Here is a 12,721-nt window from a genome sequence, read left to right as displayed (position 1 = left end):
GTTCCTTTACTTTGTCGTTCTTTTAGCAAGATGACGATACTCGATAGGCGTCATGCCTTCATTTTGCCGAAACAGCTTTGAAAAATAAGTAGGGTCATCAATGCCTACATGTTCTGCAATGAGAGCTATTTTTTCATTCGTTGAAGCAAGCAGGCTTTTGGCTTTTTCAATTTTGAGTCGATTGATGTACTGGCTCGGCGTCAGTCCGTACACGGTCTGCATGCACCTTGTCATGTAATCAGGATGATAATGAAGAATCTCTGCCAGCTTCTCCATCTGTAATTTTTGCGTAAAATGACGTTCAAGATAGTGAACCACTTCTGAAGCGACAGTCTCCTTTGCACTTGGAATATGAAATGCTTCTTTTTGTAAATGAATGAGCATTTCCTCAAATTGAAGCTGCTTTTTGAGCTGAAGTTCAGACGCATCATCATTTAAAGCGCGCATCGCTGAAAGATGCTTCTGTAGCACGCTTCCCCCTTTCACTTTTCCTTTTCGGGGCAGACGAAATTCATAGCTTGCTGCTTTTTCAAAAGTGGCTTGATTTTGCTTCATGTCAAACCAGTGTTCTCTCGGCCGATCTGTAAACTCAAATGAATCGATTGAAAAATGCAGCCACTCATAAAGTGTTTCTTCTTTGCATGGCAGATGTCCACCATGGGCAAGTCCCGGTGATAAGATGATATATTCTCCCTCTTTTACATGATGAGGCACCTCGTCTTCTGTGATCCACAGTTCACCTTTTGTGACATAAAGAAGATCAAATACGGTGAAAATTCTGGAGATATGTCGTTCTCCTCGATGGAAAACACCTTTGCCTGAAGCAATATAGACTGGAAATGGTGGTACAGTAAATGTAATAAACGGACCCATATTCATCCCCTTATGAAGTCGGATTTCTCCAATAAGTTTCGGTTTCATCTCTTCTTATTATAGTCGATGCAAGGTACACTATAAATCGGATTTATACGAAAGAAGGCGATGTGATGAAACCACAAGCACTGACAATACAAAAGGTTCAAGCCAAAAGTGAAAAATCCCACCCTTCATTATTTGCATTAACTTGGCCTATTTTTATCGAAATCTCTTTATATATGCTGATGGGGAGCGCAGATACACTGATGCTCAGCCAGTATTCTGACAATAGTGTTGCCGCAGTAGGGGTAAGCAATCAGCTATTAAATCTATTGATTGTGATGTTCAGCTTCATTACGACTGGGACGACGATTGTCATTGCGCAGCTTTTAGGAGCGAGCCGCAAGCAGGAAGCGACCCAAGTTGCCTATGTATCACTAGGCACCAACTTCCTCATTAGCTTTGTGATCAGTCTTCTTATGTTTGTGTTAGCTGTGCCCATCCTGCATATGATGGGCTTATCAAGCGAGCTCATGCCAGATGCAACCGTCTTTTTACAGATTGTCGGCCTGCTTTCTTTTATTCAGGCGCTCATTATGACCTATAGTGCTATTTTAAAAAGCTATGGATTCACGAGAGATACGATGTATGTCACCATCGGTATGAACTTGTTAAATGTTGCTGGTAATTATTTGGTCATCTTCGGACCATTTGGCTTCCCTGTATTAGGTGTCATGGGTGTCGCTCTTTCCACATCATTTGCACGGTTGATCGGTCTTACAGCCATGATTCTCATTGTTCGACACCGCATTGGATTGCAGTTTTCATTCAAGCGAATGTTTTACATCCAGCGAACGCATTTAAAAAAACTGCTAAAAATCGGCATTCCTTCTGCTGGAGAACAACTTTCTTATAATGGCTCTCAAATGATTATTACACTGTTTATCACATTTATGGGCACGCAAGCACTAGCAGCAAAAGTCTATACCCAGAATTTGATGATGTTCATTATGTTATTTGGTGCCGCCATTAGCCAAGGAACACAAATCTTAATCGGGCGCCTGATCGGGGCGAAAGAATTTGATGCGGCCTATCGAAGATGCATGAAAAGCTTATACTGGGCCATTGCCATCTCGCTTCTTTCTTCTACTGCTTTATCTTTATCATCGACGCATTTACTTACTTTTTTCACTAGCAACAGTGAGATCATTCAAATCGCGAGCCTCCTCCTCATATTGACGATTATTTTAGAGCCTGGACGTTCTTTTAATATGGTCATCATCAACTCCTTGCGGGCAGCTGGTGACGCGAAGTTTCCAGTCTATATGGCGATGATTTCAATGTGGGGCATCGGCATTCCGATCGCTTATTTATTAGGCATTCAACTTGAGATGGGCCTGATCGGGGTTTGGATTTCTTTTATCGTGGATGAATGGGTAAGAGGCATCTTTATGTATAGGCGGTGGCGTTCAAGGGTGTGGACGGAGTATCGGTTTACTTCCACATAAAAAGGACTGCGGGTGCAGTCCTTTCAGATTGTTGACAAAGGGCTAAAACGAACTTTATTTTACCCCTTTGTCTTCTTTTCATTACGTAATATCTTCTAAAATAAGTGCTTTTTCTTGTGTTGAAATATATGACCGCTTCGTAAAGACGCGGTATTCGTTTTCTCTAGTTTTATCTAGAATAGCCTTATAAAAGTGAGCAGCTGCTTTCACTGGTATCCTTGAATAAAGTGGGAATTCATGGAGATGGTCAAAAAATTCCTCATAGTACGCCTCTGCCTCAAAAGCAATATATTCCCATACGTGCTGGAAGGCTTGATTGACGATCCCTTCTTGTAATTCTTGCTCTATATACCCAAATTGATCCATGACTTGTTTTGGCAAATAAATACGATTCCTTTCCGCCTTATCCTCACCAATGTCTCGAAGTATATTGGTCAACTGCATGCCAATCCCAAGGGAAATCGCTGCTTCTTTTAGCTGTTCTTTTTTACGCGGTGCAATGATCGGAAGCAGCATTAATCCAACTGTACTTGCGACATGATAGGAATAGATGAGCAGTTCATCTAACGTTTCATATCGATGCTGCTCTAAATCCATCTCCTGTCCTCGCAGCAGGTCACGGAATGGGGCTTCATCCATACGAAACTGTTGAAATGTATACTCCAGCGCCACCCACATTGGATCATCACGATCTACTTCTCCTAGCAAGAAACGATCAAATGCCTCCTGAAAAGACGTCAGTTCTTCCTTTGGTGAAGGAGACTCATCTACAATATCATCCGCTCTCCTACAAAAGGAATAAACAGCCCAAACAGCCTGTCTTTTCTTTTTAGGCAGCATGGAAAAGGCACGATAAAACGTTTTTGAATGGGTTTGAATGGTCTCTTCACATATTTTCAATGCTGTTTGCACGTCAACCACTTAGCTTCACTTCCTTTCTGTTGTTCAGCTCTTTAAGCAGTACAGAAGCCATGAGCTTTGCACTTTGCATCACGATCGGTACCCCGCCGCCGGGATGGATGGAAGCACCTACCGCATATAGATTGTCTACATCTGCAACCTTTACTTGCGGGCGAAACACACCTGATTGAAACAAATTAGGAGCGAGTCCAAAGCTGCCGCCTTCAAACAATCCTTCTCGCATTGAATCATTCGGTGTTCTCACCTTTTGCCAGACAACCGCCTCTCGCAGCTGTGGAAAGCCTCTTTTCTCAAGACGCTCCACCATTTTATCCACAAAGTCTGTCTCTTGTTCCCAGTTGATGTGATCTCCTGATGGAACAGGAATGAGCATATATAGGACACTGCTGCCTTCTGGGGCAAGGGATGGATCGATGGTCGATGGATTAAATGTATAAAATGATGGATCTTGAGGTATCGTTTTCGTTTGGAACACCTCTCTCATATGCTGATCAAAGTGTTCTCCCATGAAAAATTGATGAACAGGTGCTTCATCGTATACTTTGTTTAACCCTAGATACACCATCACGCAGCCGGAGGATGGAACGTATTTACGCCGGTCTTGTTCACCTAAACCAAGCTGTTTTAACGCCGCTGGATAATCTCCGTTCATCACAAATGCATCAGCTGCTATGTGCTCATCATTTATTTTTGCCTTGACCACACGTTTCCCCTCAAACTCAAATTGTGCGACTTCTTCACTTTTTCTTATGTGTACACCCGTCTTTAAGAGCTGTCTCTCCAATATATCTACTAAACTCGCATATCCGCCTTTTAAATAGTAAATTCCGTGTGCGTGCTCACTATATGAAACAAGCGAATAAATGGCGGATGCTTCATACGGATTTCCTCCGACATAGAGGGTTTGAAGTGCATATGCATCTCGGAGGCGCTCATCTGAAAAATATTTTTTGAGAGAACTTTGAACGGTTCGATATGCTTTTAATTTCATTAAAATCTTCATGTTCGCTTTTGTAAAAAAGGTTCGTTTTTCATGAAATGATTTTTCTAGAAAAGCTTTCTGCCCTTCTTGAAATCGATCCGTCATTTCTTGCATAAATGTTAAATATCCCTGTTCTTCCTTTGGAAATACACGTTTGATTTCTTCTAGTTGTCGCAGTGTATCAGAGTATTTCGTATAGGAGGTTCCATCTTGATAGTGGATCGTATACAGCGGATCGAGCTGCAAGAGATCAAGAGATGTTTCATCAATGCCTACGTCATGTAAAATGCCTTTTAACATATCAGGAAGTAGGACAATGGTCGGACCTTCATCTACTTTATATCCTTTCTCACGTACAAAAGCAAGTCTCCCGCCGAGCCGTTCATTTTTTTCAACAAGGGTGACATCATGTCCAGCTTTTTTTAAATAGAGGGCTGAGATCATTCCGCCAATACCGCCGCCAGCAATCAATATATGTTTTTTCATGAGGCGCTCCCCTTTTCTTGATGTGGCACTCTTTTGTGCGTATGTTTCTCTTTTGACAGAATCGCATTTGTCGTAATACGCGCTGATTCTAAAATGGTTGGCAATCCGCTGCCTGGGTGGGTTCCTCCACCAACGAGCCAGCAGTGTTTCAACTCATCAAATTCATTATGCGGCCTGAGTACCATCATCTGCGTCAACTGGTGACCAAGATTAAATGTAGCTCCTTCATACACGTACAGCTCTTCTTCCCAGTGCTTCGGCGTGATCATCCGCTCGACTTCAATATGCTGCCTGATATTCTTAAAGCCTGTTTTCCGCTCCAGCGTATCCAGCACAAGCTCTCTAAATTCTTCTTGATACACTTCCCAGTCAATACCGCTTTGATTATTGGCAACAGGTGCTAACACATAAAGAGCGGACTTGCCTTTTGGCGCAAGCGAATCATCTGTCACACTTGCATTTTGAATATAAATGGACGGATCATCCGGCAGCTCAAAGGTTTTCGTAATTTCTTTGACGAACTTCGCATAGTCATCGGAAAAAACGATGGTATGATGCGGCTCATCATATATCGTATCTAAACCTAGGTACAGCATAAAGGTGGAGCATGAGAATATTTTCTTTTTCAGTTTCTTCTCGCTATATTTCTTTAAAAGACCCGGCTCTACAAGCTTTGTCATCACGTGTGCAAAATCACCATTTACGACCACCTCATCTGCCTGTATTTCTTCACCAGTTTCTAAGCGAATGCCCTTCACTTTCCTGCCTTCCGTCAGCAACTTGCCAACTCCAGTTGATAGATGAAGGGTAGCCCCAGATTCAACAGCTGCCTTTGCCATCGCTTCTGACAGCTGATTCACTCCGCCTTTCGGATGATAAACGCCTGTGTCATGCTCCATAAAGGAAAGAATTGAGAACGCTCCTGGGCATTCCCAAGGTGACATCCCTAAATATTTTGATTGGAATGTAAAGGCATATTTCACTGATTCATTTGAGAAATAATCCGACAGCACATCATATAAGCTTTTATTTAATGAGAGCTGAGGAAGTGCTTTGATGACTTTTGGTCGCAAGTAATGATGGAAACGATCCATTTTACTTTGTAGAATCGGCGTTAGGCGGTCCATTTTTCGTTTTGTATCATTCATAAAACGTACATACCCCTCGCCCTCACCAGGTGCAAAGGCTTCTAGCCGTTTGTACATTTCGTCTCGATCTCGAATCATATCAAGCTTCTCATCTTGAAAGATTAATCTATACATTTCTTTTAATTCAATCACATCTATATAATCATAGAGATTTTTACCGGCAAAGGTGAATAGTTCCTCTGCAATATGAATCATACTGAGAAAAGTAGGACCTGTATCAAACGTGAAATCACCAAGTTGAAACTTAGAGTTACGTCCGCCAACAAAGGACTGTTTTTCATATATATGAACATCATGTCCTTTGCTTTGCAACATCATAGCTGCTGCAAGTCCCCCTGGTCCTGCTCCGATCACAATGATTTTCATTATCCTTTTTCCTCCAAATTAATTCACTTTAAGTTAATTATACAAATTGAAGCGGTTAGATCAACTTTTGATGTGCTCTAAAAGTCTCATGTTATGTATCAAAAAAGCCGACTTCCTTTCAACAAGTGCAAGAAAGCCGACCCTTTGTTATGCTTCTATATCAATTCGATATGTTTCAAACCAATGATGAATCTGTGCCAAATGAGCAATGAGCTGTGGGCCTTTCATTAACTGACCATACCAAGGAACCTGGAAAGAAGCCCCTTCTGTTTCAATCAGCTGTTTTAATTGATGTGGATCTAAAAATTCATGAAGCACAGAATCCTTTTGCGCGAGACAATCTGTTAACATCTCTTTTACCGCCTGAGTATAAGCAGGATGATGTGTTTTCGGATAAGGGCTCTTCTTGCGATAAAGCACTTCATTCGGTAAAATTCCCTCTAATGCTTTTCTCAAAACCCCTTTTTCCCGATTTCCATACATTTTCATTTCCCAAGGAATATTCCATACATACTCAACAAGACGATGATCTGCGAATGGAACACGTACCTCAAGGCTCGCCCCCATGCTCATACGATCTTTTCGATCCAGCAGTGTTGTCATAAACCAAATCATATTTAAGTAAAAAAGTTCTCTTCGGGCTTTATCTACTCCAGTTTCCCCATCTAAAAGAGGGGTTTCTGCCACGGTTTCTTCATATTTGCTTTGCGCATATTCCTTCAGTGATAATTTCTTTTGCCATGAGTCTTGAAGAAGCTGAATGCGTGCTTCCGTTGATCTCATCCACGGAAATCCATTGGTTTCGCTTGCCATGTGAAACCATGGGTAACCTCCAAAAATCTCATCTGCACATTCACCTGATAAACCGACAACAAAATCCTTTTTTATTTCTCGACAGAACCATAGTAAGGAAGAATCAATATCTGCCATCCCCGGCAAATCTCGCACTTCAACCGCTTCTTTCAAATAAGAAGCCAGCTCTTTTTGCCCGATGATACAGCTGTGATGATTCGTTTGAAACGCTTTGGTCATTCGATCAATCCACGGGCCGTCAGCATTCGGCTGAAATTGACTTGCTTCAAAGAATTGATCATTTCCGTCGTAATCAACGGAATACGTATGCAGCGGGGCTTTCCCTATTTTCTCAAAGTGCTTGGCGGCAATGGCCGTAATGGCACTAGAATCCACACCGCCCGATAAAAACGTACATACAGGCACATCTGAGACAAGCTGTCTTGTAACAGCATCCGTAAAGAGTTCCTTCACGTGCTGAGCGGTGTCATCAAGCGAATCTGTATGCTGCTTGCTTTTGACATTCCAGTACCTCCACACACGCAAACCATCTTTTGAGAAGGTTAAGGCATGAGCAGGTCTCAACTCTTTCACCCCTTTAAATACGCCTTGCCCTGGTGTTCTAGACGGCCCTAAACCAAAGATTTCTGATAACCCTTCATGATCCACTTTGGCTTTCATTTCAGGATGAGCTAGAAGTGCTTTGATTTCTGAGCCAAACAAAAAGGAATGATGACGTTCTGTATAGAAAAATGGCTTGACACCGAGCCGGTCTCTCGCTGCAAATAATAATTCACGCTCACTATCCCAAATGACAAATGCAAAAATTCCATTAAAATGGGTCACACACTCTTCCTTCCATTCTGTATAGGCGTGAAGAAGAACCTCTGTATCAGAATGCCCAAGAAAGCGGTGCCCCCTTTTGAATAATTCTTTTCGTATATCCTCCGTGTTATAGAGTTCTCCATTGTATACCACCGTATAATCATGGTGTTGATGGGTATATGTCATCGGCTGCTTTCCACCTTCAACATCGACAACGGCTAACCGTTTATGGCCGAAAAGAACGTGCTCACTTTTCCACGTATTTGTATCATCCGGCCCTCGTTTAGATAATGTATCTGTCATTTGATTGATTACATGATCCTGTTGGATGAGCTGCTTTTTAAAGTCTGCCCAGCCTGTTATTCCACACATCATCATCAGCTCCCATCCGTTTTTCATCAAGTGTTCTCATTTAGCCTTTCTTAGTTTATGCATCGGCTCCTTGATAGTTGATTTGTCCTTTTTTCCCCCTGTGTATAGGACAAGCTTCATTTGGTAAGAAAAGAAAGAGGAAAGGAGGTTTTGCGAATGGAGAACCGAATGACATATCTTCAGCAAAACCACCCAAAATGGTGTAACGGGTACTTACTGATGGAAAACGGTCATTGTCTGATTGAAGACGAAGAAGGAGACATCATGCTACCTGAAAGCCTTCAAAGTTCTATGATCTGTTTGAAAGAAAAGGATCGATGGACAAAAGGAGAATTGCTCGGGTCTGTCGTTCTTTGTGAGAATGGGAAGTTGATGGAGGTAAAAGGCGGTGAACGCATTCAATATACAGCGTCTCTTTCTAAAGGGTGGCTTGATTTGCTCATGTTCGTACCGGAAAGCGTCTTTTATCAGATCATTGACTATGTAGAACAGCTTGGCTTTTCCGTCTATGATTGTGTCTTCTCTTCCTTCCATCCTTCTCATCGCGTGTCTTTTTTTCAGTTTTCAGGAGACATGCAATCACTTGCCCTTCAATGCCACCATCATTCGGGTACAAATCAAGTTCAATTGGAATGGACGACGTCTGACGGTCACCGGCTGATGTCTCAGTTTGATCTCACATAAAAAGGGCACTGCTTTTGATAAGCAATGCCCTTTTTATCTTAAAAGATATGGAAACCGATCGGCAGACGTAAGCCGAGAAGAATGGTCACAATAGCAACCACAATAAAACCAATGAATACACCCGTCACCGATTTTCCTTTTTTCTTGCGTACAAGGACCATTTCCATGAAACCAATCACAAGAATACCAAGTATCATTTTTCCAACATACTCGCCCCCGTAACCCGGGATTTTCATTCCTGTGCGAACATACAGCTCTACACCCGTTGCAATAATAATCAAGTAAAATAGGCGTACGATCATATGCACAATTTTAGCGCCTTTATCGTTTTTACCTGCTAATGCAAAGGCAACGAAAAATAAAATAATACCTAGCACCCACGCTGTAATATGTAAATGTGTTCCCATTTGTGATTTCCCCCTTTATCAGAACAATTACCTTCTCATCGTACCACGAAATAAGTCGAACACAAAGCGACAATCCTGTGTCAACACGCCTTTATTTGACGCGATTTGATAACGTCCCAATTGGTTCAATTGTTACTTCAACCTGATCGCCTGAGGCTAAAAATTTTGGCGGTTCAAAACCTTTGCCGACTCCAGAAGGTGTACCTGTTGCAATGATGTCTCCCGCTTCCAGCGGCATCCCTTTTGAAAGAGTTGACACAATGTCTTCAATTGGGAAGATCATTAATTCCGTACTGGCAGACTGACGAACCTCTCCGTTTACCTTTGTTTCCACATGGAGTGCTCCATGATCCTCGATCACTGACTTGTGAACGATATAAGGTCCCATTGGACAAGTTGTATCTAAGCTTTTTCCGATGAAAAATTGTTTGTGTTTTTTCTGCAAATCTCTTGCCGTTATATCATTTAAAATGGTGTAACCGAAAATGTAATCGTGGACCTCTTCAGGAGCAATATTCTTTCCTGTTTTGCCAATGACAATGGCAAGCTCCCCTTCGTAATCCAATTCACTTGTCACATCTTCATGGAGAAGAATGTCCGCTTCATGCCCTACAACAGAGGTAGGCGCCTTTGTAAAGATCATCACGTCTTTAGGAATATCTGCCGCACTTCCCATTTCCATGACGTGATCTTGATAGTTTTTCCCAACACACATGATGTTTTTCGTTGGTTTTGGAATCGGTGCATGGAGTGTCACGTCCGAAAGCGGATAGACATAAGAGCCGCGGTCTTCTTCTTTTTTCTCCGCCCAATCAAGAAGCTGTTTGACGTGTTCGACAAACTTGTCCCCCATGTTGATGCATTCAAATAAAGAGTTTGGCAATGTTTCTAGCTCAAATAGTTTTGCTTCTGCCTTTTTGACATCCATCACCCATTCATCATCAATAACGACCCCGATAAACAATCTGTTATGTATCTCACCTGTAAAAAACTTCATGTCTTCCCCTCACAATCTTCATTTCAATACATTATGATGTCTCATTTTTATTTCTCTACGAAATAAAAAAAACCCTTTTTTATCATACTCTCTTTTAAAAAGGGTTTCAAAAATGAAGACCTGACATTTAGCGGTAGCGTCGATACTCCCACATATTCCCTTGATCCCATTTACGATCAACATTTCCTTGATGGCGGGAATGATGTTTTTTCTTTCCGCATCTTCGGCAAGAGTGACTCCGTTTATGGTGATGAGAACGTTTAGATCGATGGCTGCGGTGTGATTTGCGGCAGCTTTTCTTATGATGTGATCTGTGTTTGCTGCGGCATGATTTTTTTGGTTTACTCTTTTTACTGCGGTATGACTTTTTGCTTTTGCATGATTTCTTGCTTCTATACGACTTTTTGCTTTTGCATGATTTCTTGCTTCTATACGACTTTTTGCTTTTGCATGGTTTCTCGCTCTTTACACTTTTCTTTGAGCAGCGACTTTTTTTAGAGCGATAGCTTTTTTTAGAACGATAGCTTTTATGGCTTTTTTTGCTGCGATGTGACTTACGGCAGCCTCCTCCACCAAAGAACCAGTGACGGCGATTTGAATGACGAGAACGAGATGATTTGTGCGAATATCCCGATTCTGGTTCACGATCTAAGTGTTGATCACGCCCCTCACTTCGAAGTGAATCAACTGCATGTTCAATATGCGAATGATCAAATGTGCTCACGAACAATTCCCCTCCAAACTGTGCTCTGACAAAACAAACAGACAAAGCTGTTTATCTTCTCTGCTTTATGTTACGAGACTCGGTAGACAAGTGTTCTTGGCGAATGCCTCTTTCTTAGAAAACTCCATGAATACCTATCAGCAGGTACAGGACATTCCTTCATTTTCATATAGTGGAGGAGATATAGGAGGGTGATGAACGCATGGACACAGAACCTTTAAAACAACTGGATATCTGGATTCATCCAAAAGATCTCATGGAATTAAAAAAGGACATATGGAACGATGAACCCGTCGAGGCCATTCTGAAAACCGGCCAAACCAAGTCACATATTTATGCCTCATACCGAGGATCACACATCCGAAAGCTCAAGAAAAAATCCTATCAAATTGAATATCGAAAACCAAAGCAAAGACAGGGCGAATCCCTTTTTCACTTAAATGCAGAGTACAATGATCCTTCTTTCATTCGCAACAGGCTGTCTTTTTATTTCTTTGAACAAATGGGTGTGTTCAGCCCGACCGCTTCTCATGTGTTTCTTACTATTAATGGAAGAAAAGAAGGCATTTATTTAAAAATAGAATCTGTAGATGAGCTGTTCCTCCAAAAACGACAGCTGCATGGAGGCGGCATTTATTATGCTGTAGATGATGACGCCAATTTCTCTCTTTTAAGTTCATTTGATAAAAAGCCAAAAAAACATCTTCTTCTCGGTTATGAGAAAAAAACGGGAACTCCTGAACACGACAAGCAGCTGAGTGAATTTATTTACTTTTTGAACACCGCAAGGGACGACACGTTTGCAAATAAGATTGAGCAGTACCTTGATGTAACACAATATTTCCGCTGGCTCATTGGTGTCGTGTGTACCCAAAATTTTGATGGCTTTGTTCATAACTATGCGCTTTATGTGAATGATCAAGGAAGGTTTCAAGTAATGCCTTGGGATTATGATGCGACTTGGGGTCGTGATATTCACGGAGAAGAAATGGCGTTTGATTATATTCCAGTCAGCGGTTTCAATACATTAACCGCTAGATTGCTAGACATCCCTGCATTTAAAAGAGACTATTATGCCCTTTTCCAGCACGTACTAGATACACATTTTTTAGAAAAACGGCTTCTCCCCATCATTGAGTCATGGCATGCTTCGATTGAGCAGCGAATTGGAGATGATCCATATACGAAAAACCGACAAGACATGCTGCGTTCAGAGCGAGAATTAATCCGACAGTATATCAACAAAAGACGACGTTATTTACAAACTGAGATTAAAAAAGAGACATCGCGCCTGTAAAGACACTTTCGAATTTTGTCACTTTAGTTCTCATATTGACGAAAGAGCTTTTTTTATAGAAAAATAGGGTATACTAACCATATCCTTCTATTTGATAAAAAATGTGAGAGTTGGCGTCCGTTATGATCAATTATGAAATTGAACAAAAAAGATTACATTTGATTGAGACCGCAAAAAAATTCGGAATGAATGCCGAAGAAACCATCAGGTGCAGTCAAGAGCTTGACACACTCTTAAATAAAGGCATCAAAACCACCTCTAAAGAATGCTCGAATAAAGGGTAAACCATACACTTCATTCCTCTCATCAAAGTTCTTCAAAAAGACAATCACATATTAAAAGACCCATCATAAGCTA

General features: G+C 41.4%; 12 protein-coding genes. 4 read left to right on the top strand and 8 right to left on the bottom strand.

Annotated features, from left to right (window positions below):
• Positions 1–6: 6 nt before the first annotated feature.
• Positions 7–873, bottom strand: a complete 867-nt coding sequence (locus tag M2353_RS05460; protein ID WP_100324869.1) for an AraC family transcriptional regulator — start codon at positions 871–873, stop codon at positions 7–9.
• Between the two features lie 113 nt (positions 874–986).
• Here M2353_RS05460 and M2353_RS05455 point away from each other — a divergent pair, with 113 nt between their 5' ends.
• Entirely contained in the window at positions 987–2,363 is a 1,377-nt protein-coding gene (locus M2353_RS05455) for an MATE family efflux transporter (RefSeq protein ID WP_284725085.1), read from the top strand.
• A gap of 81 nt (positions 2,364–2,444) precedes the next feature.
• Here M2353_RS05455 and M2353_RS05450 read toward each other — a convergent pair whose 3' ends face one another.
• From M2353_RS05450 to asnB, 4 genes are all read right to left on the bottom strand, one after another.
• Positions 2,445–3,284 (bottom strand): phytoene/squalene synthase family protein, encoded by an 840-nt coding sequence (locus M2353_RS05450; RefSeq protein ID WP_284725084.1) that lies wholly within the window; start codon positions 3,282–3,284, stop codon positions 2,445–2,447.
• Positions 3,277–4,752, bottom strand: coding sequence for a phytoene desaturase family protein (locus tag M2353_RS05445; RefSeq protein WP_284725083.1), 1,476 nt, complete (start codon positions 4,750–4,752; stop codon positions 3,277–3,279). The genes M2353_RS05450 and M2353_RS05445 overlap by 8 nt, the downstream gene beginning before the upstream one ends.
• Positions 4,749–6,266, bottom strand: a complete 1,518-nt coding sequence (locus M2353_RS05440; RefSeq protein WP_284725082.1) for a phytoene desaturase family protein — start codon at positions 6,264–6,266, stop codon at positions 4,749–4,751. The genes M2353_RS05445 and M2353_RS05440 overlap by 4 nt, the downstream gene beginning before the upstream one ends.
• Before the next feature lie 147 nt (positions 6,267–6,413).
• Entirely contained in the window at positions 6,414–8,255 is a 1,842-nt protein-coding gene (gene asnB, locus M2353_RS05435; RefSeq protein ID WP_024720029.1) for an asparagine synthase (glutamine-hydrolyzing), read from the bottom strand.
• A gap of 156 nt (positions 8,256–8,411) precedes the next feature.
• Between asnB and M2353_RS05430 the strand changes: the two genes are divergently transcribed.
• Positions 8,412–8,939, top strand: a complete 528-nt coding sequence (locus M2353_RS05430) for a DUF2777 family protein (protein WP_255816981.1) — start codon at positions 8,412–8,414, stop codon at positions 8,937–8,939.
• Positions 8,940–8,977: 38 nt separating this feature from the next.
• On the opposite strand, the gene M2353_RS05425 is transcribed toward M2353_RS05430, so the two are convergent.
• The 3 genes from M2353_RS05425 to M2353_RS20235 form a co-directional block, all read right to left on the bottom strand.
• On the bottom strand, positions 8,978–9,346 hold the full coding sequence (locus M2353_RS05425) for a YisL family protein (protein WP_007499115.1): 369 nt from the start codon (positions 9,344–9,346) through the stop codon (positions 8,978–8,980).
• 91 nt (positions 9,347–9,437) lie between these two features.
• A complete protein-coding gene (locus M2353_RS05420) occupies positions 9,438–10,343 on the bottom strand; it encodes a fumarylacetoacetate hydrolase family protein (RefSeq protein WP_284725081.1) in 906 nt (301 codons plus the stop codon).
• Between the two features lie 127 nt (positions 10,344–10,470).
• Positions 10,471–11,067 (bottom strand): CotG/ExsB N-terminal domain-containing protein, encoded by a 597-nt coding sequence (locus tag M2353_RS20235; RefSeq protein WP_425332867.1) that lies wholly within the window; start codon positions 11,065–11,067, stop codon positions 10,471–10,473.
• A 202-nt stretch (positions 11,068–11,269) separates the two neighbouring features.
• Here M2353_RS20235 and M2353_RS05415 point away from each other — a divergent pair, with 202 nt between their 5' ends.
• Together M2353_RS05415 and M2353_RS05410 are read left to right on the top strand one after the other, a co-directional pair.
• Positions 11,270–12,364 (top strand): CotH kinase family protein, encoded by a 1,095-nt coding sequence (locus M2353_RS05415; protein WP_277519199.1) that lies wholly within the window; start codon positions 11,270–11,272, stop codon positions 12,362–12,364.
• Positions 12,365–12,486: 122 nt separating this feature from the next.
• Complete coding sequence (locus M2353_RS05410; RefSeq protein ID WP_008348605.1) at positions 12,487–12,648, top strand: aspartyl-phosphate phosphatase Spo0E family protein; 162 nt, start codon at positions 12,487–12,489, stop codon at positions 12,646–12,648.
• Positions 12,649–12,721: the final 73 nt, after the last annotated feature.

Source organism: Bacillus aerius, from assembly GCF_029894105.1.
GTDB classification, from domain to species: Bacteria; Bacillota; Bacilli; order Bacillales; family Bacillaceae; genus Bacillus; species Bacillus altitudinis.
The sequence above is the reverse complement of the archived record's forward strand: the minus strand, read 5'-3'. Positions and strand labels throughout refer to the sequence as shown.